The organism is Clostridium sp. DFI.1.208, from assembly GCF_024463855.1.
Taxonomy (GTDB): Bacteria; Bacillota_I; Bacilli_A; order Erysipelotrichales; family Erysipelotrichaceae; genus Clostridium_AQ.
The window spans coordinates 68,654-94,342 of record NZ_JANGCA010000015.1 but is presented as its reverse complement, the minus strand read 5'-3'; the positions used below and the strand labels follow the sequence as shown (position 1 = coordinate 94,342).

27 protein-coding genes are annotated in these 25,689 nt (G+C 43.6%); 5 read left to right on the top strand and 22 right to left on the bottom strand.

Annotation, left to right across the window (positions count from 1 at the left end; genetic code table 11):
- Positions 1 to 128: 128 nt before the first annotated feature.
- The 9 genes from NE665_RS09940 to NE665_RS09900 form a co-directional block, all read right to left on the bottom strand.
- Positions 129 to 578, bottom strand: coding sequence for an HTH domain-containing protein (locus NE665_RS09940; protein WP_117445107.1), 450 nt, complete (start codon positions 576 to 578; stop codon positions 129 to 131).
- 203 nt (positions 579 to 781) lie between these two features.
- The gene (locus NE665_RS09935) at positions 782 to 1,393 is read right to left on the bottom strand and encodes an AAA family ATPase (RefSeq protein WP_117443590.1); all 612 of its coding nucleotides are present in this window, start codon (positions 1,391 to 1,393) and stop codon (positions 782 to 784) included.
- 14 nt (positions 1,394 to 1,407) lie between these two features.
- Entirely contained in the window at positions 1,408 to 2,139 is a 732-nt protein-coding gene (locus tag NE665_RS09930) for a GntR family transcriptional regulator (RefSeq protein WP_117443591.1), read from the bottom strand.
- A gap of 28 nt (positions 2,140 to 2,167) precedes the next feature.
- Positions 2,168 to 2,953: an SDR family oxidoreductase gene (locus NE665_RS09925; RefSeq protein WP_117443592.1), complete on the bottom strand. Its 786-nt coding sequence runs from the start codon at positions 2,951 to 2,953 to the stop codon at positions 2,168 to 2,170.
- Between the two features lie 26 nt (positions 2,954 to 2,979).
- Positions 2,980 to 3,453: a PTS sugar transporter subunit IIB gene (locus NE665_RS09920; protein ID WP_117443593.1), complete on the bottom strand. Its 474-nt coding sequence runs from the start codon at positions 3,451 to 3,453 to the stop codon at positions 2,980 to 2,982.
- The gene (locus tag NE665_RS09915; RefSeq protein WP_117443594.1) at positions 3,422 to 3,868 is read right to left on the bottom strand and encodes a PTS sugar transporter subunit IIA; all 447 of its coding nucleotides are present in this window, start codon (positions 3,866 to 3,868) and stop codon (positions 3,422 to 3,424) included. The genes NE665_RS09920 and NE665_RS09915 overlap by 32 nt, the downstream gene beginning before the upstream one ends.
- Before the next feature lie 19 nt (positions 3,869 to 3,887).
- Positions 3,888 to 5,549 carry a PTS system mannose/fructose/sorbose family transporter subunit IID gene (locus tag NE665_RS09910; RefSeq protein WP_178760153.1) on the bottom strand — a complete coding sequence of 554 codons (1,662 nt, stop codon included), beginning with the start codon at positions 5,547 to 5,549 and terminating at the stop codon, positions 3,888 to 3,890.
- A gap of 15 nt (positions 5,550 to 5,564) precedes the next feature.
- Complete coding sequence (locus NE665_RS09905; protein WP_117443596.1) at positions 5,565 to 6,569, bottom strand: zinc-dependent alcohol dehydrogenase family protein; 1,005 nt, start codon at positions 6,567 to 6,569, stop codon at positions 5,565 to 5,567.
- A gap of 3 nt (positions 6,570 to 6,572) precedes the next feature.
- Entirely contained in the window at positions 6,573 to 7,424 is an 852-nt protein-coding gene (locus NE665_RS09900) for a class II fructose-bisphosphate aldolase (RefSeq protein ID WP_117443597.1), read from the bottom strand.
- A 272-nt stretch (positions 7,425 to 7,696) separates the two neighbouring features.
- Between NE665_RS09900 and NE665_RS09895 the strand changes: the two genes are divergently transcribed.
- Positions 7,697 to 8,443, top strand: a complete 747-nt coding sequence (locus NE665_RS09895) for a MurR/RpiR family transcriptional regulator (RefSeq protein WP_117443598.1) — start codon at positions 7,697 to 7,699, stop codon at positions 8,441 to 8,443.
- A gap of 443 nt (positions 8,444 to 8,886) precedes the next feature.
- On the opposite strand, the gene NE665_RS09890 is transcribed toward NE665_RS09895, so the two are convergent.
- The 11 genes from NE665_RS09890 to NE665_RS09840 all read right to left on the bottom strand — a co-directional run bounded on the left by NE665_RS09890 (position 8,887) and on the right by NE665_RS09840 (position 18,019).
- Positions 8,887 to 9,639 (bottom strand): GNAT family N-acetyltransferase, encoded by a 753-nt coding sequence (locus NE665_RS09890; protein WP_117443599.1) that lies wholly within the window; start codon positions 9,637 to 9,639, stop codon positions 8,887 to 8,889.
- A 670-nt stretch (positions 9,640 to 10,309) separates the two neighbouring features.
- On the bottom strand, positions 10,310 to 11,341 hold the full coding sequence (locus tag NE665_RS09885) for a hypothetical protein (protein ID WP_256302537.1): 1,032 nt from the start codon (positions 11,339 to 11,341) through the stop codon (positions 10,310 to 10,312).
- Between the two features lie 384 nt (positions 11,342 to 11,725).
- Positions 11,726 to 12,814 carry a galactitol-1-phosphate 5-dehydrogenase gene (locus NE665_RS09880; RefSeq protein ID WP_233104647.1) on the bottom strand — a complete coding sequence of 363 codons (1,089 nt, stop codon included), beginning with the start codon at positions 12,812 to 12,814 and terminating at the stop codon, positions 11,726 to 11,728.
- A gap of 23 nt (positions 12,815 to 12,837) precedes the next feature.
- Positions 12,838 to 13,398, bottom strand: coding sequence for a sugar isomerase (locus NE665_RS09875; protein ID WP_118654621.1), 561 nt, complete (start codon positions 13,396 to 13,398; stop codon positions 12,838 to 12,840).
- Positions 13,395 to 13,682, bottom strand: a complete 288-nt coding sequence (locus tag NE665_RS09870) for a hypothetical protein (protein ID WP_233104648.1) — start codon at positions 13,680 to 13,682, stop codon at positions 13,395 to 13,397. Before NE665_RS09870 ends, NE665_RS09875 begins: the two co-directional genes overlap by 4 nt.
- A gap of 14 nt (positions 13,683 to 13,696) precedes the next feature.
- A complete protein-coding gene (locus tag NE665_RS09865) occupies positions 13,697 to 14,752 on the bottom strand; it encodes a galactitol-1-phosphate 5-dehydrogenase (protein WP_118654623.1) in 1,056 nt (351 codons plus the stop codon).
- A 33-nt stretch (positions 14,753 to 14,785) separates the two neighbouring features.
- The gene (locus NE665_RS09860; protein ID WP_118654624.1) at positions 14,786 to 15,262 is read right to left on the bottom strand and encodes a PTS sugar transporter subunit IIB; all 477 of its coding nucleotides are present in this window, start codon (positions 15,260 to 15,262) and stop codon (positions 14,786 to 14,788) included.
- A 16-nt stretch (positions 15,263 to 15,278) separates the two neighbouring features.
- Positions 15,279 to 15,677, bottom strand: a complete 399-nt coding sequence (locus tag NE665_RS09855) for a PTS sugar transporter subunit IIA (RefSeq protein WP_118654625.1) — start codon at positions 15,675 to 15,677, stop codon at positions 15,279 to 15,281.
- Positions 15,678 to 15,691: 14 nt separating this feature from the next.
- Positions 15,692 to 16,357 (bottom strand): ribulose-phosphate 3-epimerase, encoded by a 666-nt coding sequence (locus tag NE665_RS09850; RefSeq protein ID WP_118654626.1) that lies wholly within the window; start codon positions 16,355 to 16,357, stop codon positions 15,692 to 15,694.
- Positions 16,358 to 16,433: 76 nt separating this feature from the next.
- Positions 16,434 to 17,270 (bottom strand): PTS system mannose/fructose/sorbose family transporter subunit IID, encoded by an 837-nt coding sequence (locus NE665_RS09845; protein ID WP_009270041.1) that lies wholly within the window; start codon positions 17,268 to 17,270, stop codon positions 16,434 to 16,436.
- A gap of 2 nt (positions 17,271 to 17,272) precedes the next feature.
- The gene (locus tag NE665_RS09840; protein ID WP_118654627.1) at positions 17,273 to 18,019 is read right to left on the bottom strand and encodes a PTS sugar transporter subunit IIC; all 747 of its coding nucleotides are present in this window, start codon (positions 18,017 to 18,019) and stop codon (positions 17,273 to 17,275) included.
- Between the two features lie 394 nt (positions 18,020 to 18,413).
- Here NE665_RS09840 and NE665_RS09835 point away from each other — a divergent pair, with 394 nt between their 5' ends.
- From NE665_RS09835 to NE665_RS09820, 4 genes are all read left to right on the top strand, one after another.
- On the top strand, positions 18,414 to 19,151 hold the full coding sequence (locus tag NE665_RS09835) for a MurR/RpiR family transcriptional regulator (RefSeq protein WP_009270043.1): 738 nt from the start codon (positions 18,414 to 18,416) through the stop codon (positions 19,149 to 19,151).
- Positions 19,152 to 19,289: 138 nt separating this feature from the next.
- Entirely contained in the window at positions 19,290 to 20,345 is a 1,056-nt protein-coding gene (locus tag NE665_RS09830; RefSeq protein ID WP_118654629.1) for an alcohol dehydrogenase catalytic domain-containing protein, read from the top strand.
- Between the two features lie 11 nt (positions 20,346 to 20,356).
- Positions 20,357 to 21,226 (top strand): class II fructose-bisphosphate aldolase, encoded by an 870-nt coding sequence (locus tag NE665_RS09825; RefSeq protein ID WP_117443601.1) that lies wholly within the window; start codon positions 20,357 to 20,359, stop codon positions 21,224 to 21,226.
- Between the two features lies 1 nt (position 21,227).
- Positions 21,228 to 22,256, top strand: a complete 1,029-nt coding sequence (locus tag NE665_RS09820; protein ID WP_117443602.1) for a zinc-dependent alcohol dehydrogenase family protein — start codon at positions 21,228 to 21,230, stop codon at positions 22,254 to 22,256.
- A gap of 142 nt (positions 22,257 to 22,398) precedes the next feature.
- Here NE665_RS09820 and NE665_RS09815 read toward each other — a convergent pair whose 3' ends face one another.
- The gene (locus NE665_RS09815; protein ID WP_117443603.1) at positions 22,399 to 23,832 is read right to left on the bottom strand and encodes a glycoside hydrolase family 1 protein; all 1,434 of its coding nucleotides are present in this window, start codon (positions 23,830 to 23,832) and stop codon (positions 22,399 to 22,401) included.
- 13 nt (positions 23,833 to 23,845) lie between these two features.
- Positions 23,846 to 25,687, bottom strand: coding sequence for a PTS sugar transporter subunit IIA (locus tag NE665_RS09810; RefSeq protein WP_117443604.1), 1,842 nt, complete (start codon positions 25,685 to 25,687; stop codon positions 23,846 to 23,848).
- Positions 25,688 to 25,689: the final 2 nt, after the last annotated feature.

The window sequence follows — 25,689 nt, the reverse complement described above, 5'->3', positions numbered from 1 at the left end:
TTGATCCTGCTTTTCACGTTCATCACTATTCGATTTTCCTCCTCCCATCCAGTTATAATACCCTGACCTTGATACACCAGCTATTTCACATAGCCAGCTGATATTCAAAAGGTTATTATCACGTTCTGTCATTTCTTGGATGATTCCGTATTTTTCTCTCGCTGTTTTTGTTTCCATGCCGTCTTCTTGTCGATGAAGTTGATTTTTTTTAGTGCTTCTATCTGTTGGCGTTGATATTCAACCTGGTGTTTCAAGTAAGCAATTTCTTCATCGCTTGTCCTTTCCTTATGGCGGGGTCTTCCTGACATGTCTTCGCGCGTATCTTTGAATCCTGTCGGTCTTGATGCCTGAGCTTTTACACGTTTTGAAATATTATAGATCCTTGATTTTCCTAAAACATGCAGATCAAAACCCATTTCCACTAAAATCTTAGAAGGGAATGGATTTTCTTGGTAGCGTATGTAAAACTCTTCACGAAATTCTTCAATATAAGTTATTGCTTTCTCGCTGACATGTTTTACATATGGATTACTTCTTAATTTTTCAGTCTGTTCTTTTGTAAAATGATTTATCCCCATAATTATCTCGACTCCTTTCTTTTAGTATATCAAAAAAGACCCCGTAAAACGAGGTGCCAGATTGACCCTTTAGTAGTCTTTTTCTGGTGTCCGTTTTACAGGGTACATTTTAATAGGGAATTATTTCTTCTTTTTTCGTTATGGTTACGGATACCTTAAAGCGAGTAAGAGCCAGACCGGTTTTTCAGCTTTTACCGATTCCTTTATTGAAATTCCAGCAGCTCCTTCATTCTGTTTATCAGCTCACCATATGGGGCTGTCGCGAAATCTGTCACATCCAGCTGCAGGGTTGTACCCAATGCGAAGGTTCCATAACCCCTGCAGGTACAGCGCTGCATAAATTCATCGTAATCCAGCAGATTGTCCGCTTCCTCATGATTTGTCAGCAGCCTCCCCTTATGATATTCCTTTACGATATGCCCAAGGTGACGGGAAGCGTCCAAATCACGTTTTTTTTGCCGCTCAAACAGAACCTCCAGATCGGCAATCATGCGAATCGTAATAATCTGTACATGATAATTTTCACAGACCTCCTGCAGCTGATCATGCTGTTTATGACTGAATGGATAATCACTGAGAAGACTGATTCCGCGTGCAAGCTTCCATTCCATCCGATGATAGTATTCCGCCCAGCTTTTCTGAATCAGCTCTTCCTTTTCCTGTTCATCGCGGAAACCGTAGGCATCCCAGAACTCCTCCTTGATTTCATCCGGTGATAATATTTCAAAGCCGGGAAACTGCTTCATCAGCAGCTTTGCCAGATAGCTTTTTCCTGTTCCGGGATAACCGGCAAGCAATATCAGTGACTGCAACATAATCGAACCTCCTGTTATATAGCAAGCTCTATCTCCAGATGGTAGGTATCTGCACGGTAATAGGTACAGACGCACTCTCTTGGATGATTATCCTTATCATAGGATACACGTCGTATATAGAGCAGTGGACTGCCGTATGCGATGTGCAGCAGCTCTGCCATTTCTTTATCTGCCAAAATGGAATAGATTTTCTGCTTGGCAAAGGACCATTGTATCTGATAGGCATTGGAAAGAAAGACACGCAGAGATTCTTTTGAAAAATCGTGTTTCATGATTTCCGGTACAAAGGATTGTTCAAAGTAATTGATTTCCAGATAGAACGGTTCCTCTCCCGCATAACGGACACGCTTTATCCGAATAATATCACTGTCATCAGGCAGCTGAAGACACTTAGCAATATCAGAAGGAGCCTTCATAACCCTTTGATCAACCATCCGCTTCACCGCAATGACATGATCCACTCTGTTTTTCCTTGTATAACGGACTACGCGCTGTGGGGAAGTGTTGGGCTGTGCCGATATAACAAAGGTTCCATAGCCGCGCTTTTTCCTGACCAGCCCGTCATTGGCAAGCATCTCCATCGCCTTCCTTGCAGTTGCCCGTGATACATGATAGGTTTTCATCAGCTCACTTTCTGCGGGTATAATGCAGCCTACGGGATATTTGCCGCTGATGATATCCTGAAACAGAATATTATACAGCTGATAATACAGCTGCTGTCTTCCGCTGAAATCCAATGCATCCATGATGAAACCTCCTCATCCTACTGCCGTTTTAATCCATCCATTCTCCGCCTGTCAGATTGATAGACTGTCCTGTCAGATAACCGGAATTATCAGTGAGCAGAAATACTGCCGCATTGATAACGTCCTGAAGATCAACCAGACGATGCATCGGGATATTCTTTTTGAAATATGGCATGACCTCTTCCGGATCAATACTCTTTTTCTGTGCATATTCATATTTCAGCTTTTCCCACATTTCTGTATACACGATTCCCGGACATATGGAATTTACACGTATGTTTTGATCCGCAAACTCCTTTGCAATAGACTGTGTCAGTCCCTGCACACCAAACTTACTTGCACAGTAAACGGTCTGCCAGGCACTCGCCTTTTTACCGGACAGGGAGGACATATTCAATATGGTTCCTCCTCCATGCTTCAGCATTCTTTCAATCGCAACCTGACAGCACAGGAAGGTGGCCTTGAGGTTGACATTGATTGTCAAATCCCACAGCTCCTCACTGCTTTTCAAAAACGGCACCATTTTGCTTACACCGGCAGAATTGATCCAGGATGTGATAGCTCCCAGCTCCTGTTCCACTTCATCCACCGCTCTTCCAACTGCCTGCTTGTCTGTAACATCAACGTGTTTATAAACCGCTTTTCCATTTGCGTCCGCAATGCTGTTCGCTACAGCTGACCCTCTTGCTTCATCCAGATCAAGGATTGCGATACCGGCACCTCTTCCCGCAAAATCCTTCGCCATGGCAGCGCCCATGCCACTGCCGCCTCCCGTAATTACGATTACGCTTCCATCCATACGTTCTTGATTCATATCTATCCACCATCACTCTCTATTTTCTACTTCAAATATTCCTGAACACTTACCGGCTTATCCTGTGGCATCACCTGTATAAATACATTGACCTTCTTCTTTAACAGGTCAGAGAACGCCCTGTTTTCTTCCGGGCTTGTTGAGATATTCTTATACAATACACTTCGATCAGCTCTGGCACCCATGCCACCGACATCCACTTCCTCAATGGCAATGCCATGATCCACAAGATAGTTTAATGCTTCCGGCCCCTTTACCAGTAGAATCGTTGGTGCATCCAGTCCCTGCTCAAAGAATTGCACACCTTCTTCTTTGGTGAAGATACCTATCGCGATTTCCTCCGGTATTGCCATCTCCAGCACCTCGATCATATACTCATCATTCGCTGTTCCATCATCCACAATCACCACCTGATCTGCTTTTTTGTTCTTAATCCAGGCAGTCATCACCTGTCCGTGAATCAGACGGTCATCGATTCTTGTTAATACTAAGTTTTGCACGTTGTTTTTTCTCTCCCTTCTTGAATACCGTAGTCTTAACACCAACAGTACTCGATATGCCTGCTTTCTCCGCAAGCTCCTCCAGCGTTGTTTCTTCACTGCGCTCCAATGCAAGCGTCAGCAGCATCGGCATATTCATACCGGAAACTAGCCCGAGTTTGAAATCCTTTGAAAGATATGCGGCACTCTGGAAAGGTGTACCACCTGCAATATCAGATAAAACGATGGTTCCCGAACCACTGCCGTCATCGGCTTCCCGCATGACGGTTACAAGCTTTTCACGATAGGCTTCCGGAGACTCTCCCGGAATGAGGGGCACCGCCCTCACGCCGTAATCTCCGCCCGCAATCATCTGCAGGCTGGCAAGCAGACCTTCACAGAATGCGCCGTGACTGATCAAAATGATATTTACCATAGCTGTCCTCTTTCGCTTTCTATCCTACATAGCCCAGGATACCGCTGTAATAGCCTGCAATACCTACCAGGAAGATCGCGATAATGATCCAAACCGTGTTAATTTTCTTCTTCAGCATCCACCATACAAGCAGTGTGATTCCCAGTGGAATCAGACCCGGAGCAAGCGAATCCAGTACACTTTGAATCGTGGTTGTTCCTTCACCGATTTTGATAGCAAGCGGTGTATTGACGGTTACTCTGGTTGCGGCCATAGATCCGACGACCATCAGACCTACGATACTGAAGGAATTGATGATACGATCAATCGTACCGTTTTTAAGAATTTTCAGCAGTGACGTTTTTCCCTGCTTATATCCGGTCATAAACATGAAGTATCCGCAGCCGAAGATCAGAATCTCAAAGATTGCGAAGGATAGAATTGGTCCTAAGTAGCTTCCATCCAATGCCATCGAGCATCCGATACCAAACAGTATCGGGAACAGGATTCCCTGCATAACCGTATCACCGATACCGGCAACCGGACCCATCAGACCGGTACGTACGGCATTGATATCCTTCTCTGTAATGTTTTCACCATTCGCATGTGCCTCCTCCATGGAGCAGGCGATACCGTTGATGATTGGTCCTACCGTGAATACTTCAGAATTATAGAATACCATATATTTTTTCAGCTCTTTTACACGTTCTTCGTTCGTGTCATACAGCTCACGAATCGGCGTCAGCATCAGGTTCGCAGCACCCAGAGCCTGTAAACGCTCATAGTTGTAGCAGGCCTCGGTACTCGTTGTCCATAACCATGTTTTCACCAGCGTTTTCTTGGGAAGCTTTTTCGTATATTCCGGCAGTTCCATCGCTGCAGCTGCTTGTTCAGCAGGCTGTGAAACCTCGATTGTCTCTGCCTTTTTGTTTAACGAGAGACGTTTTACCTTCTTTGTTTCTGTCTGCTTCTGCGCAGTATTGCTGTTCAGATACATAACAAGCGCAATGATGGCGGAGAAGATGGAGATTGCGGTCAGTCCCAGTCCGGAATATACCGTCAGGAAGAAGCCGCCGAAGAACCAAGGAATCAGCTTTTTCTTACCCAGATAATTCAACAGCATTGCAATACCTAAGGCCGGCATGATACCGCCGACAACCTGAAGTGCACTGATGACGCTTTCCGGAACGGCATTGATCAGATCGCTTGCCCATCCACTTCCGGATACAACCAGAAGGAAGGCAGGAATTCCATACAGGACAAGTGCCATACAGAAAGAAGGCACAAAGTTCATAAAACGCACACCACGCAGATTGCCTTTATCCAGCAGCTTGTCCGCCTGATGAATCCATGCGGCATTGACTGTCATGTATACCTGATTCAGCAGCAATCCAAACATACTGAACGGAATGGCAAAGGTTACGGCCATCGTCGGATCGGCACCGGATAGAATCGTCATCGCTGTACCGAAGATACCTGCAACGATGGTATTGCTCGGCATGGTTCCACCTGCGGAAATCCATCCCAGATAAATCAACTGAATGTTGGCCCCCGCCAGCATACCGGTCATCGGATCCCCCATGAACAGACCAACCAGCGTTCCTGTGGTCAATGGATAAAAAAGACATTTCGTGACAGGACCGAAGAACCACCACTGCCCCATTGTAGCTAATAATGCAACTAAGATTGCTGATAACACCATAACTATTTCCTCCTGTTAGTGCTCGCCGCTTACGGAAACCAAGACCTTCCCTTTTCTCGCATATCGCAGGGTCTTTAGTTCCTCTCCCATTTCCTCTAAGGTAAGCTTTGCACTTATTATTTTTTTTGTATTGATTCGTCCGCTTTCCAGCAGGTGCACAGCACGCTCGCTGCATAACGGATTCAGAAATGACGTATAAATACTGAGTTCCTTTGTATAAGCCTCAAACTGATTAAAGCTGATCGGCTGCTTTGGATCCCCCAGACCGAAGAGCAGAACCTTTGCATATTTCCCCGCGATGCGAATCGCCTGTTCCATGGTGGATTTCAAGCCGATGCATTCGATGACATAGTCAATGTTTTCCTGCTTTGCGACTTCCTCGATTTCTTGATCGCTGATTGCCATGGTTGCGCCCAGTTCAAGAGCAAGCCTGCGTTTTTCCGCTTCCCGTTCAATCACAATGATTTTGGCAGCACCTGTGAAGCGAATGAGCTGCAGCATCAGGGAACCGATGGCCCCCATACCATACATGGCAACCGTTTTACCGCTTTGTATACCGATCAGATCCATACCATGGACTGCACAGGATAACGGCTCCGTAAAGGCTGCAGCCTCCAGATCCAGTGTATCCGCAATATGATATACATTCTTTTCCGGTGGATAAACATACTCCGCAAAGCCCTTGGCTACGCCGTGACGCTCCAGACAGAAGTTCGGCAGTCCCTGCTGACACCAGATACATTTCCCGCATCCCCAGCTGGGATCACAGGCAACACGATCTCCAACCTTAAAGTATTTGCACGAAGGCCCTACCTCTGTAACGATACCGGAACACTCATGTCCCAGAATAATCGGTGGTACGACAACACTTGCACCGTTTTTCCCCTGAAATTTATGTATGTCCGTTCCACACAGTCCGCACCACGCAACGCGGATTTTCACTTCATCCGCTTCCGGCTTACGATCTGGAATATCACGTACCTCATATCCATAATCACCGATATAATATCCAGCTTTCATACGCTATTCCCCATCCATATTTTTAAACAGATGAATTTTTCGCTCTACGATTTCGGTAATGGTATCCAGACATGGTACAACATTATCACGATTGGATATATTCTCACGATGCTCGTCATAGCATTCTTTAGACTTACGGTTCCAGCCGACCAGCAGCTCAGTTCCGACGTTGAATTTGCGGATACCCAGATCAATGACACGTTTTACATCCTCTTCCTTGACACCGGTTCCTCCATGAATGACCAGCGGGATATCAACCATTTCCTGCAGTTCCTTCAGACGTTCAAAATTAATGTTCGTTTTTGATTTGTACTGTCCGTGATTTGTTCCGATTGCCACTGCCAGTGCATCGATACCCGTCTGCTTCACAAACTCGACAGCGTCCTTAGGATCAGTGTAACGGACATCCTCCTGGCTCACGGCGATACCGTCCTCTGTTCCTCCGACAGTTCCAAGCTCTGCTTCCACACTTACATTGTGGATTCTGGCGTAATCAACTACCCGTTTTGTCCCCAGAATGTTTTCCTTTAAGGGAAGGGATGATCCATCGAACATAACAGAGCTATAGCCGGCATCAATGGCCTTGCGTATCTCATCATAATCTTTGGCATGATCCAGATGAAGAACGACGTTGACGCCATATTCCTCTGCCATGGAGCGGCAGACTGCGACAAGATTTTTGTGTCCGACATAATTTGCGGTTCCACAGCTTGTCTGAATGATAACCGGTGTTTTCTGATGTACTGCTGCTTTGATAATAGCAGGCAGCATCTCCAGGTTGTGCGTATTGAATGCGCCAACCGCCATATTCAATGCGTCTGCCTCCTTCAGCACTTCTTTTAATGTTGTATACATAATTTCCTCCTTTAATAACCTGTATGCAAAAGAGAATCTGCATCCTCCTTTTGTGGAAATCATATACATCCCAGCGTTAACTTTCTGAAATGTACGAATATCATAATATCAAAATATACGTACGTTTTGATTTACAAGCACATTATACTTGATTATAAAAAAAATACAGCGCTTTCACGCTGAAAACACATTCTGAAATTTTGATAAATAGTAAAATTCATGAATGGCCATTCATGGTACAATGATAGAGAAAAACACAGGGAGGTAAGCATATGTTTATACAGATTGATAAAGGCATATATGAAAAGCTGTCTGAGGCGGAAAAGGGGGTCATTCAGTTTTTGAACCAGAATGAAGAAAAGATTCCTTATATGAGCATCACCAATATCGCCGAGAAAACCTTCACATCACAGTCAACAGTATCCAGAGCGATTCAGAAATGCGGTTATCAGGGAATTTCCCAGCTGCGCTATGCCATTTCTCAGCAGGAGCAGATGAAGGAGCATCATGAATCCAGCTATGGTGTAAATAATATCCTTGCAAAATCATATCGGGAAAGCACCAAGACGATCGATAATATCAGTCCTGTTGCCATGCTACAAACGATTGAATATATTAAGCAGGCAAAACGGATTTTCATTTTCTCCAGAGGCTTCACAGCATTGATTGCAGAGGAATTTCAGATGTACCTGCAGTTGCTGGGCTACAATGCCATCATTGTCAAGGATGTGAAATGGATGGAGAATACAGAACGCATAGTCACAAAGGATGATATCGCCTTTATTTTATCCATACGAAATTCCACGCCGGAGCTGGCAAGAAGCGCCAGAGCTGCCAGAATGAAGGGTGCCAAGGTGATTACCTGCTGCTGTAAATCACCCTGTGAGCTGGAGAAATTCTCCGATATCACGATTTACGGACATTCCGAACAGATTATGAAGGTCAGTGGAATGACGGTATATTCAAGAATCCCACTGCTGATCATCACAAGAACAATAATTGAATATATCGGTCAGTAGAGCTCATAACAAGGCGGTATATGCACACGGCATCGAGGAAGCGACTGCAAGCTGTCACATCAGGGCTTTTACAGATTATAGAAAACAGATATTGATTTTCTAATTCTTAGCCACTGCAGGGTGATCATCAGGAAACAATATGAAATAAGAAGCGCAAGTTCCTGGAGGTTTTTATCAAATTTTCCCCATGAGGATGGAACCTTCCCTATTATGAATTAGCATAGCTTTCAAAAGCAGGAAGAATAACATCCTGCTTACCATAGAATATAATGGACAAAGTGACTTGAAAAAAATATTATCATAGGAAAGAACAAACTGTTATTTCCAAGAGTGGACGTCAGGATATATAATGATTCCTGACTTTTTTGTAAATATACAAGATGAGGAAGCTGCTGGGGAAGGCAAGATGGCTATGACAATCTCTTACACACCACTTCGCATGCTTATTTTTTTACGATCCGTTTTAGAGCCGCTATATCCAGAAGCAAATTTACAGTCTGAAAGCTTCCTTTGTAAAACACTGCCCAGTTATTAAAAACACAGGGAACATTTTTTGCTTTTTCTAATGTATCAACCAAATGAAATGCTACGGGTATATCATGCTTTTCACAATACTGCCTTACGATATCTACATTTTTCAGTATATATGGACACTGCATATCATAGAAAACAGTAAGCTCCTGATTTGTAATTCTCTCTTTTTTCGCAGCCTCACAAAATCGCGGAAATGTCCCATCAAAGGATAGTGCCAGTAGCTCATAGCCGCTTTCTGTAGTATCCACAACCTGAAATCCATACCGTTTCAGAAAGGACTGATCTGTGAGCCAGGCTTTCTGCTTTTTTGCCCCGAGAACACATATTCCGGATTTTCCATTTGCTTTGGCGTCTGCGATACTGTATTCCAACAGCTGCTTGCCATAGCCTTTTCCTTTATACTCTCCGGTAGCCCATAAGCAGTATATATAATAATAACGACTTCCCTCTATAGGTACCCAAGCGGTTTCAAGCGGTGCATATTCAATAAAAACGGTTCCCTTTACATTTAATTTTCTAAACACATGTCCTTCTTTCAGCCGTTCTGTAAGCCATTCTCGTTTTGCTGATATTCCAGAATGTGGCTTCCTGCTGCGTATGATGCAGCATAGATGTTCATCTGATACATTTTCCTCTGTTAAATTGATAAAGTCATTCTTCATATGTATCTTCCTCCTTATATTTACCTTATCTGTTTTGAATGAGTATGGCAACCACAATCCATAAATGCCGTCCTTATGTAATTCTCATCATTAAGTTTTTGTTTGTGATGTCAAACATGGTGCAGTCATATGCGTATGTGATGCTCTTACTGATTCTGTTGTTCTCACCGTTATATGTTAAATCTTCTCTGCCTTAAACTGCTTGCGTAAGTGACAGCCGAGAAACTGATTATGAATAGGCATACTGCATACACATGAAAGCTTGAATTTACTTTTATCAGAAAACTGTTTTACGTATCATCTGCATAGCTTGTATAATACAATTATAATACAGGTTGAAAATTAAAGCTTGATCGGAGTTGCTATTCGCTTTTTCACAAACAGATGTAAATCTGATTCATAGGAACAGTAAATGCTGATGGTGATTACATTAGCTTTTCCATTGTCTCCAGATTAGCTCTTACTATTAGATAACATATATCTTTATTCAATTTTGCAGAAACGCATACCTACGCAAAATCTCTTGTCATATTATTTCAATTATATGGTCGTCAGCCTCCATGTTCATACGCATTGCGTATACAGGATTTTTCAATCTACATTACAAAAAAGAGTATAAAACACATACGCCTTATACTCTTTGCTTCTATGAATTAAAGCTACATATTATTCAGGCTTGCTGCAGCTTGTTTAAAATAACAGACTGTAATTCTTTTTCCACTCCCAGCATTTTCATGGCTTCATTTGCACTGAGGTTACTGAACTGCATCAGATTCTGTACATGCTGAACTGTTGTATTCACTTTTCCCTGTTCCAGCCCCTTTTTGATTCCTCTTTCTTCTATAAAATCGCTAAAGTTGCACATTTCCATGACCTCGCTTTCTGTCTCCCTCTTCATCATTATACCATACTCTTTTTCTAATCGTTCCTTCTTTTTTTCCATCGAAAAGTCTTTTATGAACAGTATCTTCAACAGCTCCAGCAGCTTCTGCTCAAACGTTTTCACAGGCTTCTGTGCTTCCCTGTCTTCCTTTCCTTTCTGAAACGCTTCCACCTGCGGATATACCATGACCGCTGTCATGATATCGAAGTGATTTCTTGGCGCATGCCATATCCTCGTATGACAGCTTTCCTGTATAGTATATGAATTTATTACATCATTCTTTTGCTTCGCATGACCGATGCAGATCCATATGGAATAGACCTTTTTTATTTCTCCATACTTTGAATTCGCAAATCCAAGCTCTGCATTTTTCTGCTTTGCCACCAGTCTGCTGCTGTAATACAGCGCACGCTTAATCAGCGGATACCCTGGATTATCCTTTGCCTGACTTTCCAGATTGATGATCAGGCAGAGCTTCTCCTTGTCCGACGATCTCTTTTCTTCGCTTCCTTCAGCTTTATATTTGCACGGCAAAGCTGCCTCAAACTGAATATCGTATTTGATCTGTGATCCCGGTATGGCTTCATCCACGACCTCAATGCTTTTCTCATCGATCATTTCACTTTCTGTCGCTGACAATTCAATATAGGCTGGAATTTCCTCCAGTGGTGTATCCTCATATTCCGGTATGCAGCCCTTCATGACATAAGCAAGGATCTGCTTATTTGATAAAATCCTCTTACAATACTCATCGTACACTTTTTTATTTTCATTTTTTGTAATAGCAGAAGCAATTCTTGTAGTCTCACGCATCATCATATCCCTTCTTTCCTTATTTCATGATCTCCTAGAAGAATATGACCCGGTGGTCCTCTGCTTTTGTTGTTATTTTTATGGTATATAGCGTATTTATTACAATGTCCGCCGAAAATCAGCTGTCTTGTATATCATATAGAAAAAGGTGTCTTGTGTTAAAATACTATATGAACGCGAAAAAAAGGATCCATTAAGCGGATATGCAGAATGGCCGGGGCTTTTGTGGTCGTGATGCATACATCATCATTATAGTGTTTAAATATTTTTTCATGGAACAGCCCCTCCTTTTTTGTATCATCAGTGTATCACAGGCACCTATAAATATACAGTATAATCTTTAAATCTTTCCTACCCTCGCAATATGAAAAACCAGCTGAATTACACATATCAGCTGGCATCTTTATCGTGAATATGCTTTATGTTCAAGGTTCCTTCATTCGGCACTATCAGTATCTTATAAAAGAACTCCTTCTTCTCTGCCATCAAATCAACTGCTTCCTTCGTCTTTGCTAGCGGGAAACGGTGAGAAATTATAGCGTCTGTCTGTATAATTCCTTTCTGCAATGCCTCCAGAGAAATATCCCAGGCATTATGTGGAAACCGCTTGAATTCAAAACTCCATGTTCCTTTAATTGTCAGCTGCTTGCGCAGAATCGTTTCATATGTCTTCACAAAGACGGTTAAATCCTTTACCGGTCTTCCAACAGGACCAAAACGTCCATTCTGCTTCAACAGCTGCATTGCCTGATTGAAGACAGCAGGAGCGCCGCTTGCTTCAAACACTACATCACAGCCCGTGCCATTGGTGACCTTTTCTACAATGTCTCGCACTTCATCAACGGAACCACAGATGGCATCCGTTAAGCCAAGCTGTCTGGCTATATCCACCTTTTTCGGATCCAGATCAACAGCGAACACATGGGCTGCACCAAATGCCTTTGCCCATTGTGCAACAAAAATTCCAATTGCTCCAAGACCGAATACAACAACATCGTCGCCAAAATTTACACCTGTATTTGATACCACATGCAATGCTACACTGATTGGTTCCAGAAATGCAGCTGTTTCCGGTTTTACCTGCTCCGGCATAATAACCAGATTTTCTTCAGGTACCTTTACATACTCTGCAAAGCCTCCATCACTGCGTGAACCAAGAAAATCATAATGCTCACACTGGGCAAAATCACCAACCTCACATGATTTACACGTTCTGCAGGGAATTAACGGAATCACCGCTACATTTTTATGCAGTAAGCTTCGCTTTGCACCACTGCCTACCGCAACTACCTCTCCTCCGAATTCATGCCCAGGAATCGTTGGAAAATGGTAGGTACCCTGTGTAAGAATTCTAGGCAGATCGGATCCGCAGACACCACAGGCTGAAACTTTAACCAAAACATCATGCTCATCAAGCTTTGGTATATCTACTTCTTCTATAACCAGATTATTGATTCCGTGCAGTACTGCTGCTTTCATTTTTCCTTCCATATGTTTCCTTTCTACTCAAGATTCGCATGCTTTTTCCATAACGCATGCAAATCTGAAATCTGCTTTCTATCAACAATAAGCAATGCAACCATATCCGCAAGTAAAAGCAGACTTTGTTCAAAGAGGCTGCTCATGACCTGTCTAGATGAAATTTCATCCTCCAGCTGCAGCTTTGTACTGCATGGAATACGGACGAAGATATCTTCATACGGTGACATAGAGCTGGATGCATTGCTTCCGATATGTGCAATTTTCGCATGATACCGACGTGCAATATTTACAATAGCAAGTGGCACGGCACTTTCTCCGGAGCCGCTGCCTACAAGCAGAAGGTCATGCTCTGTAATCGCAGGTTCATCAATAGCACCGACATAGGTCGCTTCTATGCCGAGATGATTTAACCGTTTGACAAATGCCTGCAGCATTAGTAATACACGTCCGACTCCAACAACAAAAACGGTTTCAGCATCACAGATTGCTTCTGCCAAAGCCACAACCTCGGCTTCCTTAACATTTGTAAATACCGTCTGCAGCTCCTGCAGAACCGTATCTCGTGCTTCTATATAATTCATGGCGCTTCCCTTTCCTCAAACAGTGCATAAAAAGCTGCTTCATAACGACTAACATCGGTTTTGATCTGAACAGAGAACTGAGATATGGAAAAGGCGAAAAGCCCAAGCAGGAAGGTAAGGTCTATGGCTCTGGCATCGTCCCTGCTGATAAATTCATTTAATTTCATATCCAGTGCCGCGATTTGCTTACGATATGTGCTGCAATAGCTCTGTCCGGTTATTCTTCGTTTCTTCCCGAATATTTCTTCTTCATGCTCCTGTATGAACTGTACAAAATCAATCATTTTTTGTGCCTGCATCATACATCCAGTGCAGCACTGTACATCGCCTTGCAAATCGTGATGCTATGATCGTGTATATCATCAAACAGCTGCTTGAGATCCTTCAGTCCGGCTCGATGCGTAATCAAATCGGAAACCTCCAGCTTTCCTTCTTCAATCATTCGCACAGTATATTCCCATTCATTGATTGGTGTCTGCGCATAGAAGGAATTCCATACACCATGCATTTCCAGCTCCTTACGCAGAAGCAGGGAGTGTACATTCAGCTGTATTGTTGTATCCGCATGGGGATTTCCCAGCCATACGATTGTCCCGCCAACTCTTACGATTTGTATGGCATCATTGATTCCGGCAGAGCATCCGGTTCCTTCAATCACAACGTCAACGCCGCGCCCCTTTGTTATGGCATCAATACGTTCCTTCAGATTTTCCTTTCTGGAATTGATAACCGTAAAGCCGCGTTCCTGTGCAAATTTCTGCTTGGCTTCATCAATATCTGTCAGGATGATTTGCGAAGCGCCAAACAATGCTGCCCAGCGGGCCGTCATAATGCCAATGGGTCCGGCTCCTAGAATCGCTATCGTTTGTCCGGCAGTGACATTTCCTCTGCGCAGGGCATGCTGGGCTACACAGGCCGGCTCACACATACTCAATGCCTCCAGATCGATATCCGCATGTTTTGCCAGTACCAAATGCCAGCGGGACGGCAGCAGACAATATTCAGCAAAACCGCCATTGCTGCGGGATCCGAGATAATCATAATTCTCACACTGGCAGAACTGCCCGATTTCGCAAGGCTCGCATTCCCGGCATGGAATCAATGGAAATATAGCAGCCTTTTTTCCAATTAGCGCTTCATCCTTCGGATTCCCTACGGCGCAGACGGTTCCGCTGAATTCATGCCCGATTACAACCGGATATACTCTGGTACCCAGCTGATATACTCTCGGTATATCTGACCCGCAGATTCCGCACGCGCCAATCCTTACAAGAATTTCATCTCCTTTTGGAACTGGTGTTTCTATTTCCTCCAACCGGAAATCATTGATTGCATGCAATCTCATTACTTTCATTTGATATTCCTCTTTCCTTTTCTATCTTCCCTATTACTTCGCAAGAATGTTATTCAGCTCAAAACGTTTTTCACTCGGAATAATCTGAATCGCCACATCAATACCCCGATCCAGAAATTCCTTGATACACTGACGTTCCTCATCCGTTGCGGATACGTTTTTATATACCGTCGTTCTTCCTGCCTTCATCCCCATGCCGCCAATATTAACCGCCTTGATTTCAATGCCGCCATCTACCAGCTTTTTCAGACTGAGCGGTGATTTTGCCAATACAAAGCTTGGTGTATCCAGTCCGCTCTGCAGCTTATGCAATGCTTCCTCTTCCGTGAGCGCAATCACCTTGATTCCGCTCGGGGCTGCATTCTGCAGTACAAACAGCATAAAATCATCCTTGGCAACCTTGTCATCCACTACGATAATCTGCTTTGCCGGTAATGTTTTCATCCATGCGGTCATAACCTGTCCGTGAATCAATCGGTCGTCAATGCGAACCAGTAGTAAATTTTCCATAATACAGCTCCTTTTTTTATTGTCTGTTAAAACAGATGGTACCGATACTTTCCTTAGCTTCCTTTTCTGCCAGAGCGGCGAGCTCCTCTAATGTGGAATCCTCATGTCTGCCCAGAGCTACACTCAGCAGCATAGGAAGATTGGCACCGACAGTAAGCATAATATGCTTTTCTCTGGTCAGCATGATAGAACGATTGAATGGTGTTCCACCGCGAAGGTCAATCAGCATGAGCACACCATGTCCATCATCCAGCTCATCAACCGCTTTGCACAGACGTTCTCCATAAGCATCCGGATCCTCGCCGGGCTGCAGAGCAACTGCAGCACATTGTGCAATGGTCCCACCAATCATTTCCGTACTGCTTTTCAAGCCTTCACAAAATACACCGTGGCTTGCGATAACTATTCCAACCATGATTTTCCCTCACTTTAATTATCCAGCGCCTGCGCATACGAATTGTACAGCTGTTCAAAGGTATCCAGACTACGGATAATACTGGATGTTCCCACGACAAATGCATTGGCTCCTGCATCCCTCATAAGCTTACTGTTTTCTATTGTTGTGTTTCCATCTACAACGATGTCGATTCCTTTTTCATATGCATCCAGAAGCTGCCGCACACGTCGTATTTTCTGCGGTGCGTCCGGTACCATCTTTTGTCCTGCAAAGCCCGGATTCACCGTCATAAGAGTGACATAATCGAGCAGATCAATACATTCCTCCAAATAGGATACCGGCGTTCCCGGATTCAATACAAGCCCTGCCCTACAGCCCTTGTCTCGAATTGTCTGCAGCAGCTTATACGGCTGTGCAGTTGTTTCGGGATGGAAGCTGATACGGTCTCCCGGCTGAATATCATAATATTCCATATACTCCTCCGGACGATATGACATGATATGTACATCCACGGGAAGCTTACTCAACCGCTTGATATCTTTATAAATCGGTGTTCCCAGCATGACATTTTTTACATAGGCTCCATCCATGATATCGAAATGAACGGAATCCAGCTGTACCTTTTCAAACAGCTCCAGATACGGCTTGTATTCCTCAATTTTACAGCACATGATGGACGGTGATATTTTTATATCCATAAACGTTTTCCTTTCTACACATACGTGTGCAATACAGCAGGAAACTGTTATCCTGTGTATTGCACGATCCGGCTTTTTAAGCCGCTACACTCAGCAATCCCAGCAGGGATGCCGCAATTCCGATTACAAAGATTACAGCAATGATAAGGGTTGGATTCATTTTCTTCTTTACCATCCACCATACAAACAATGCGATAATCAGTGGAATTGCTCCTGGCAATAGCTGATTGAAAATATCCTGAACAACAATTTTAACCTCTCCCACCCTGAACTTGGCAGGACAGATCACATTGATTCTGGAATATGCCATATTCCCGACAACAGTCAGACCGATGATGGAAAATGCTTCTGTGATTTTATTCAGCGTACCGCTTTGCAGCAGCTTGAAGATTGCCTGTTTTCCCTGTTTGTAGCCTAGCATAAAGCAGGTATAGCCGCAGCCAATCATCAAAACCTTATATACGACTTCAAATAAAATTGGACCTGCAAAATTACCATCCAGTGCCAGACTACAGCAGATACCGGCAAGAATCGGATAAACAACTGCCTGTGATACCGTGTCCCCAATACCGGCCATCGGACCCATCAGACCGGTACGAAGCGCATTGATATCCTCTCCGCTGATATCCGCACCGTTTGCTTTCTGTTCCTCCATGGAAACGGTGATACCGTGAATCACCGTACCAATCCAGGAAGGCTCTGTATTAAAGAACTCCATATAGGTTTTCAATGCTTCTACCTGTTCTTCCTTGGTGTCATACAGCTTTTTGACAACACTCATCATCATGTTCGTGTTGCCGAGTGCCTGCAGACGTTCATAGTTGTAGCAGGTTTCGCTGGAGTAAACCAGTGCCCATGCCTTGACAAGATCCTTTTTGCTCAGTTCCTTTTTATTCATAACTGCATTGCTCATGATTATGCTCCTCCTTCTTCACGATCTCTGCTAAAGAAGTACATGACAGCTGCGATTACGGCAGAGAAAATAAACAGTGACATCGTATCCAGCTTCAGATAAACCGTTGCAAAGAAGCCAAAGAAGAAGAATGCAATCAGCTTTTTCTTTCCAAGGTAGTTTAACAGCATCGCAATACCAAGAGCCGGCATGATTGCACCGACAAGATTCAATGCATCAACAAGCCATTGCGGAATCATAGCTAGAGTATCCTGTGCCCATTGTGCTCCATACAGAATCATCAGCATCACCGGAATACCATACAATATAAAGGACAGAATACCAGAAGGAACATAGTTCATCAGACGCACACCCTTCAGATTTCCCTCCTCCAGATATTTATCTGCACGATGCACCCAGACGGAATTTAAGGTCATATACGCCTGATTGATCAGGATTCCGAGCAGAGATAATGTTACTGCAAAGCTGACAGCCAGCTTTGGATCCGCACCGGACAGAACGGTCAGGGCCGTACCGTAAATACCTGCGACCATCAGATTTCCCGGCATGGAGCCGCCGGCCGTGATCCATCCAAGATAGGTCAACTGAATATATGCAGCTGCCTGCATACCCAAAACAGGCTCTCCCATGATTACCCCGGTAAGGAACCCGGACCAGATCGGATATAGCCAGGTTCTTGTGATAAGGTGTGAAAACCACCACTGACTGCCGGTTGCCAGCAGTGCTACTAAAATCGCTTTAATTAGCATTTGTAATGCCTCCCTTTTTCAAAATGAATGTATAATCGTAATCGACGGATGTCGTTCTCATCCGATACCCATGTGCCCCCGTCAGTACCGTAGATTCACCTGCCTTTCTTTTTCTGACACATACAGCCAGAAACGAAAACGTTTACATCACGTTTACGATTCCGATTTTATCCTCTCTTCAGCCACAAGGCAATGGATTTGGATTGGAAAGCTTTACTGATTTTTCTATGCTTCTGAAAATCTGATTTTCAAGTTTATAAAATACATGATAAATAAAGGGGCTGCGCTGTCTGTAAAGATTTTCAGTGCTGATACAGCATTGTTTTATCTAAAATTAACTGGAAAGGCTGAAACGTAGTTGTTATAATGGTAAAAAAGAAAGAAAGGGATATGAATGATTATACAAATAAGCAAAGAAGTATACGATAGTCTTTCGGATTCAGAACAGCAGGTAATCAATTATCTGAATGAAAACGAGAGCAGCATTCCACTCATGTCAATCACGACGATTGCTGAGAAAACGTTTACCTCTCCGGCAACCGTTTCGCGAACCATTCAGAAATGCGGATTTCGCGGAATATCCGAGCTTCGTTATAAGATCAGCAAGCGTGCAGAGCACACAGATGATTCTTATGTGGTAAACAAGGTTTTAAACAAATCCTATAAGGAATGTGTGAAAACAATTGATAATATTTGCGTAACGAATATACTCAAAATTATCGATTATATCAAAACTGCTGAAAAGATTTTCATTTATGCACGCGGATTTACCGCTCTGGTTGCTGATGAGCTATGCATGCAGCTACAGCTGCTCGGCTATAACGCGCTTGTCGTTAAGGATGTTACCTGGATGGTAAAAACCGATAAGCTGGTGAATTCCAATGACCTTGTTATCATTCTGTCTGTTATGAATACGACACCAGAGCTTGCTATAAGTGCGCGAATGGCAAAGCGAACAGGAGCAAGGGTAGTTACCTGCTGCTGCAAGGAGGGCACGCCGCTGGAGCGTTATTCTGATGTAAGCATTATCGGATATGCAGAAACCATAACCAGTAATAAGACCATTACCGTAATCTCACGTATACCCCTGTATATCATCACTCGAACGATTGTGGAATATCTGACCCTTTGATTCGCTGCATCTGCTGCAGCGTTTTTTTCTTTTCCATGCATCCCGAAAAGCTTTTCAGATAATACGGGATTCCTGTTACATCTGAAAACAATTTCAGACCATCAGGCACTATACTGAAAGTATAAAAGGAGGTAGCATATGAAAAAAGAAATGCGCTGCGCAGTATTTACAGGACGAAGAGCAGTTGAGCTTCAGCGGTTTCCGATTCCTGAAGTGGATGATGATAAAATACTGGTTAAAATCGAAGCATGTGGGATTTGTACATGGGAACAACGCGTGTTTACAGGAAGTATCAATGCTGCGTATCCGCTGATTGGCGGACATGAAGTAGCAGGACGAATTGAGGCGATCGGCAAGGATGTGCACGGTGACTGGGAGGTGGGACAAAAAGTTGTTGTAGGCGTAACGCTTCCCTGCCGTTCCTGTTATTTCTGTAAAAATCATGAGGAACAAAGCTGCCAGAATTTCAACACCGCACAGGTGCTCAGCGGTCAGCCATATCCTGGTACCGGAGGATTTAGTGAGTATATGATGGCAGTACCCTACAGTGTATTCCCCTATACCAATGTAACACCCCAGGAGGCCTGCATCTGTGAACCGGTTTCCTGTGTCATTCATAGTGTGGAAACAGTAAATCCACAGTTTGGCGATGCCTGTGTCATTATCGGTGCCGGCATCATGGGACTTCTGCATACGCAGCTCTGCGTAAAAAAGGGCTGCCTTGTAATTGTCGTAGACATGAAGGAAGACCGTTTAGAAATGGCGGCATCTATGGGGGCACATTACACGATAAACCCGCATAAGGAACATGCTGAACGAAACATTATGAAGATTACACACGGAAGGAAAGCACAGGCGGTATTTGATACAACACCAGCAGCAGGTATTGTAGAAGAAGCATGCCGTTACGTCGGTCACATGGGAAAGCTGATGATATACAGCGGTATTTATCCGAATAAGCCTGTTCAGATGGATGCACACTGGATTCATAAGGGAAGCATTCAGATTCTGGGAACAGCGAATTCCAATGATCGCGATTTTATGCGTGCAGCATGCATGATTTCAGAAGGTATTCTTGACGTAAAACCATTTATTAGCAATGTCTTCCCTGTCGAAGAGATATCCAGCGCATTGGCATCATCCTGTCAGGGAAACACATTCCGAAACATTATCACATTCAGCGAACAGCCATAAGGAGGAACAGCATGCTAGTTACAACAAAAGAACTGCTCTGTGTCGCAAACGCAGAGAATAAGGCAATTGGTGCCTTTAATATTACCGGATTGGAAACCCTGCAGGCGGTATTACAGGCAGCGGAAAGCAAAAAGGAACCTGTCATCCTTCAATTTGCACAGGTTCATGAGGAGGAGCATATAATGAGTCTGGATCTCATCGGTCCTATAATGGTCATGATGGCAGATCAGGCAACTATACCTGTGGCCGTCCAGCTTGATCATGGCGTGGATCTTCATATTCTGAAGAAAGCTTTGGATATGGGCTTCACCTCTGTCATGTACGATGGCTCCTCCCTGCCCTATGGAGAAAATATCGCATATACGAGAATGGCTGTCAGTATGGCAAAGGAATATGGTGCCAGTGTAGAGGCAGAAATCGGTCAGATGGCCGGTGTAACCCTCAATGATCAAAAAATAACAGAGAACCGTAAGATTGACAGAAATATGTTTACCGATCCGCTGATTGCACAGGATTTCGTTGAAAAGACAGGTGTGGATTGTCTGGCATGCGCATTTGGCACGGTGCATGGACTGTACGTGACAAAGCCCTGTCTGGATTATGATCTGGTGAAAGAGCTGGATGCGACCATCGGTGTACCAATCGTTATGCATGGCGGTAGCGGTGTCAGTGAGGCTGATTATGATATCGTTATCGAAAATGGTGTACGCAAGGTAAATTATTATACCTACATGGCGAAAAGCGGTGGGGAAGCTGCAAGAGAATATGCGGTTGCCAGCGAGCCTGTCTACTTTCATGATTTAGCAAATGCAGCTACAGCAGCTATGCGCAGCAATGTGGAGGAAGCTCTACGTATTTTTGCGCATCATAAGGAGCAGTGATATGAGAGCAGCTGTTTATTTCGGACGACATGATGTAAGAATCACCGATTTTCAGGAGCCGCCATTAACTGATACGGGGGTAAAGGTTGCCGTATCCTATTGCGGTCTATGTGGTACCGATCTACATAAATACGATGGATTGGGTGGATCACGCCCGGTCATACCACCTGTGGTTCTTGGACATGAAGCAAGTGGAATTGTTGTTGAAACAGGCAGAGACGTTCGTGACTTTCATATCGGAGACCGCGTGTGCGTCGATCCGAACTGGAGCTGTGGACATTGTACCTACTGTCAGGCAGGAATGCCGCATATGTGTGAAAACAGCCGCGGTGTTGTAAAGGGCTTTGCGGAGTATATATGTCCTCCTCAGGAAAATGTCTACCCTATACCAGATACTCTGTCACTGAAGCATGCAGCGCTCACAGAGCCTCTATCCTGCTGTCTGCATGGCATGGATTTGCTGGATGTACATCTGGGGGATCATGTTCTCATTGTCGGTATGGGGGCAATCGGTTCCATGATGGTGCAGCTTTGCCGTCTTGCCGGAGCTGCTCAAATCGTTGTCATCGAGCCGCAGAGCGAAAAAAAAGAACTGGCAGAAGCCTTGGGCGCTACCATGTTTTTATCGCCAGATGATGACGTAAAGGGTATCCTGCAAAGGCAGCAGCTTCATATCAACAGAGTCATGGAATGTGTGGGATTAAAGGCAACGATTGAAAATGCGTTCCAGTATGCCGGTAAATGTGCAACGGTTGTTTTGTTTGGTCTGGGTGACCCGCAGCAGCCTGCTGCTTTCGATCAGTACAGTGCTTTTCAGAAAGAGCTTACCATTAAAACAAGCTTTGTCAATCCACATACGACACAGCGTGCAGTCAATCTGCTGGCTTGTGGAGCTATAGACTGCGATGCAATAATAAGCAAATTATTAAAATTGGAGGAAGTTGTGGAAGAGCTGCAAACGCGGGAATGGTTCCGCAAGGGTAAGGTGCTTGTACGTATACACCCACACATAGATACTATCGAGAATTAACTTGTATTTACTTCATAAGAAAACGCCATCCATTTGCCTTTTCTGAATACTTCAGATAAGACCCTTATGGATGGCTTCTTTTTTTAATGTTCTATAACTTCTTCCTATTGTTTATCTGAAGCTATTTAATTAGCTTAAGCTTTTATGATTCGTCCAGTCCCTCTTCCCCATTGGATTCCATTACCCGCTTATACCATGCAAAGGAATCTTTTTTATAGCGTTTTTTGCTGCCGCTTCCATCATCATTGATATCCACATAAATAAAGCCGTAGCGCTTGCTCATCTGCCCGGTGCTGGCGGCTGTAATATCAATACAGCCCCAGGATGTGTATCCCATAACATCCACGCCGTCTCTGATTGCTTCTCGCACCTGAAGCAAATGATTTTTGAAATATTCTATACGGTAATCATCATGTACCTTACCATCCACCAGCTCATCATGCGCACCAAGACCGTTTTCCACAATCATCAACGGAATCTGGTAACGCTCATAAAGCTGATTCAAAATAATACGCAAACCAACTGGATCAATCACCCAACCCCAGTCACTGGCTTTCAGATAAGGATTACGGAGAACTCCCAGCATACGCTCATCCTCTGTCAAATCACTGACCTTTTCCGGATTTAACGGAGTCACTCTTGAATAATAGTAGCTGAAAGAACAGAAATCCACGCATCCCTGTGCAAGAATATCAGCATCACCGTCCTCCATAACGATTTTGACACCCTTCTCTTCAAAGAAACGATTTGCATAGGACGGATACGCTCCACGTACACATACATCAGTATAAAGGAAAATCTCATGGTTCGCTTCAATGCTTTCCATAACATCCTCGGGTTTACATGTATTGGCATAGCTTGGAATCGCATTGATCATACAACCGATTTTCATTTCCGGATCGATGCTACGTGCCAGCTTTACTGTTAATGCGCTTGCAACCATCTGATGATGTGCTGCCTGAAACATTATCTGTTCCTTATGATCCCCTTCTTCAAATTCAAGACCTGCCGCATACCATGGAATAACACTGCAGAAATTGATTTCATTAAATGTGATCCAGTATTTTACTTTTCCTTTATAGCGTTCAAACAGTGTTTTCGCATACTTTACATAAAGATCGATCAGGATACGATTTCTCCATCCGCCATATGCCTCTACCAGATGCAGTGGAAATTCGTCATGTGAAATGGTAATCAGTGGCTCAATACCGTTTTTCAAAAGCTCATCAATCACATTGTCATAAAACTGCAGCCCCTTTTCATTAGGCTCTTTCTCCACTCCGGTAGGATAAATTCTTGTCCATGCTATCGACATGCGGAAACACTTCATCCCCATCTCCTTAAACAATCGGATATCCTCCTTATAGGTGTGATAGAAATCAATGCCACCATGGGAAGGATAAAATACATCCGGCAGAATTTTATGATCCTTTGGTACCGCCTCTCTGCTGCCGTGTGGAAGAATATCTACAATGTTTACACCCTTGTCATCCTCGTTCCAGGCCCCCTCAAACTGATAGGCACTGGTTGCGCCACCCCATAAAAACCCTTCCGGAAATTGTTTATCTTTTTTCATTATATCTCTCCTCTCATGTAATATGTATTTTTTTCATAAATGCTGCATAGCTGTCACATTCCAATACCTGTGCAAAGCGTACAGGATCATCAAATACATTCAGTATCAAATCATACAGCTTTGGAACCTGATCGAAGCTCTTATGCAAAGCGAACATCAATACAATATTCACTTCAAACCCATCCCATATGACGGGCTGCTTCAGCAGTGCGACAGCTATGCCGTTTTTCTTTGCTGTTTTTTTCGTTGTATGTGGAATTGCATACCTTGCACCAAAGCAGGTTGGTGCAATTGCTTCTCTTTCATAAATCTGTTCCTGAAAATCGGCATCCACATAACCCTGCTCTTCAAGTAAGCTGCAAAGATAGGTAATCACCTCATCCTTTGTGTTAAGCTGTGAGGGAATACGAAACAGATCCTCCATAAAATAATTATGGATCATGATATTTTCATAAGACTTTTTAACGCGTACACTCTTTACAATACGCTCAATTTTCTCATATTCTTCATCCTGAAGATAATTGTCAAGCTGAAAGACAGGTACTCCCATTTGCTCACTGGTTGAGACCATTGTCAGAATAATATCCGGCTTCTCCGCATAAAGCGTTTTAAAATCAAACATGGAGAAGCAGCCGATCATCTCAACATCTGTCAGAGCCTGCAATCTCTGCCGTATGATATGTGTTACAGAATTTCCATATGGATTGATCAATGCGATTCGTACAATGGAGGTCTTTATACTCTTAATACCGTTCATAATATGCAAGGCGATAAAGCTGATTTCATTTTCATCCAGCACATAGCCTGTTTGTTCCTGAAAGCGTATCGCTATATAAGCTGCAATATCATATATGAGAACAAAGCTCTGCTTCAGCTCTGACAGCAGTGGATTTTTTATCAGCATACCATGCTTACAGCGGTTCCTGAGATTTTGAAGATGCAAGGACAGATTATCCATAAGATCCTGGTTTTCAGTAAAATTGATACTGTAAATATCATATATTTCCCTCAATACTTCATGCAGAAACTGCATGATTCTCACATCATCCTGTCCTGCATTTCGTTTTTGAAACAGTGCACAAATCTGCTGTGTCCCCTCTGCAGTAAATTGAATACGCATCCTTTCCCTTATCGCTTCGAGTAGTGGCTTACAGTCCTCATCACATATCAGAGTACACCCCTCTTCCATGCATATATAAGAGGTGTTACTGATATACATCAGCATATGCAGCAGGATGGAAAACAGATTAAAATCAGAAACTGCAAGCTGCTGCTGGTGGATAAACTCCATCAGTATCTCAGAAAGCCGATAGACATCCACATTTTCAAAATAGCGATCCAAGATTCCAACATCAAAGCGCTGATCCTCACTTTCCTCCAATAGGAAATAAGTCAAAACCCTTCGTTTTTCTATATCATCACAATTCAGAAACAGATGATTTTGTTTTCTTGTGATTCTCAGTGTCCGAAATTCCTTCTGTATCCGTTCATTCAATAACCGTATATCCTTATTCAGTGTAGAGGGGCTGATATAAAACCTGTCCGCAAGCTCATAGTAATCCACATGCTCATTAAACAGAATTTCCTTCAGTATTTTTATATCTCTTCTTCCCTCATCACCAACGGTATACTTCTGTCTGATCCAGGCATCCTTATCACGGACTACATACCCTTTTCCTTTTAGAGACGATATCATGCAGGCTTTTGATTTCCTATTGATTTCTGCTATTTCTCCGTGTATTGTTTTCTCACTGACCTTTAAAAGTCCGGCAAGCGTCGCTGCCGTACAATATTCGGATTCCTTCAGTAGTATATCAACCATCTTCATTTGTCGTTTTGACAGACTGATCTCCATGA

What these genes read in the sequence shown, in the direction of transcription:
- NE665_RS09940 (WP_117445107.1), bottom strand. Translation starts at nt 578, where the DNA reads ATGGGGATAAATCATTTTACAAAAGAACAGACTGAAAAATTAAGAAGT.
- NE665_RS09865 (WP_118654623.1), bottom strand. Translation starts at nt 14,752, where the DNA reads ATGAAAGTAATGAGATTGCATGCAATCAATGATTTCCGGTTGGAGGAA.
- NE665_RS09900 (WP_117443597.1), bottom strand. Translation starts at nt 7,424, where the DNA reads ATGTATACAACATTAAAAGAAGTGCTGAAGGAGGCAGACGCATTGAAT.
- NE665_RS09885 (WP_256302537.1), bottom strand. Translation starts at nt 11,341, where the DNA reads ATGATGATGCGTGAGACTACAAGAATTGCTTCTGCTATTACAAAAAAT.
- NE665_RS09925 (WP_117443592.1), bottom strand. Translation starts at nt 2,953, where the DNA reads ATGAATCAAGAACGTATGGATGGAAGCGTAATCGTAATTACGGGAGGC.
- NE665_RS09845 (WP_009270041.1), bottom strand. Translation starts at nt 17,270, where the DNA reads ATGAGCAATGCAGTTATGAATAAAAAGGAACTGAGCAAAAAGGATCTT.
- NE665_RS09935 (WP_117443590.1), bottom strand. Translation starts at nt 1,393, where the DNA reads ATGTTGCAGTCACTGATATTGCTTGCCGGTTATCCCGGAACAGGAAAA.
- NE665_RS09870 (WP_233104648.1), bottom strand. Translation starts at nt 13,682, where the DNA reads ATGATTGATTTTGTACAGTTCATACAGGAGCATGAAGAAGAAATATTC.
- NE665_RS09910 (WP_178760153.1), bottom strand. Translation starts at nt 5,549, where the DNA reads ATGGTGTTATCAGCAATCTTAGTTGCATTATTAGCTACAATGGGGCAG.
- NE665_RS09860 (WP_118654624.1), bottom strand. Translation starts at nt 15,262, where the DNA reads ATGGAAAATTTACTACTGGTTCGCATTGACGACCGATTGATTCACGGA.
- NE665_RS09815 (WP_117443603.1), bottom strand. Translation starts at nt 23,832, where the DNA reads ATGAAAAAAGATAAACAATTTCCGGAAGGGTTTTTATGGGGTGGCGCA.
- NE665_RS09840 (WP_118654627.1), bottom strand. Translation starts at nt 18,019, where the DNA reads ATGCTAATTAAAGCGATTTTAGTAGCACTGCTGGCAACCGGCAGTCAG.
- NE665_RS09820 (WP_117443602.1), top strand. Translation starts at nt 21,228, where the DNA reads ATGAGAGCAGCTGTTTATTTCGGACGACATGATGTAAGAATCACCGAT.
- NE665_RS09895 (WP_117443598.1), top strand. Translation starts at nt 7,697, where the DNA reads ATGTTTATACAGATTGATAAAGGCATATATGAAAAGCTGTCTGAGGCG.
- NE665_RS09880 (WP_233104647.1), bottom strand. Translation starts at nt 12,814, where the DNA reads ATGAAAGCAGCAGTACTGCACGGAATCAATAATCTGGTTATAGAAGAA.
- NE665_RS09830 (WP_118654629.1), top strand. Translation starts at nt 19,290, where the DNA reads ATGAAAAAAGAAATGCGCTGCGCAGTATTTACAGGACGAAGAGCAGTT.
- NE665_RS09850 (WP_118654626.1), bottom strand. Translation starts at nt 16,357, where the DNA reads ATGGATATAAAAATATCACCGTCCATCATGTGCTGTAAAATTGAGGAA.
- NE665_RS09825 (WP_117443601.1), top strand. Translation starts at nt 20,357, where the DNA reads ATGCTAGTTACAACAAAAGAACTGCTCTGTGTCGCAAACGCAGAGAAT.
- NE665_RS09930 (WP_117443591.1), bottom strand. Translation starts at nt 2,139, where the DNA reads ATGGATGCATTGGATTTCAGCGGAAGACAGCAGCTGTATTATCAGCTG.
- NE665_RS09905 (WP_117443596.1), bottom strand. Translation starts at nt 6,569, where the DNA reads ATGAAAGCTGGATATTATATCGGTGATTATGGATATGAGGTACGTGAT.
- NE665_RS09890 (WP_117443599.1), bottom strand. Translation starts at nt 9,639, where the DNA reads ATGAAGAATGACTTTATCAATTTAACAGAGGAAAATGTATCAGATGAA.
- NE665_RS09915 (WP_117443594.1), bottom strand. Translation starts at nt 3,868, where the DNA reads ATGGTAAATATCATTTTGATCAGTCACGGCGCATTCTGTGAAGGTCTG.
- NE665_RS09835 (WP_009270043.1), top strand. Translation starts at nt 18,414, where the DNA reads ATGATTATACAAATAAGCAAAGAAGTATACGATAGTCTTTCGGATTCA.
- NE665_RS09875 (WP_118654621.1), bottom strand. Translation starts at nt 13,398, where the DNA reads ATGAATTATATAGAAGCACGAGATACGGTTCTGCAGGAGCTGCAGACG.
- NE665_RS09855 (WP_118654625.1), bottom strand. Translation starts at nt 15,677, where the DNA reads ATGGTTGGAATAGTTATCGCAAGCCACGGTGTATTTTGTGAAGGCTTG.
- NE665_RS09810 (WP_117443604.1), bottom strand. Translation starts at nt 25,687, where the DNA reads ATGGAGATCAGTCTGTCAAAACGACAAATGAAGATGGTTGATATACTA.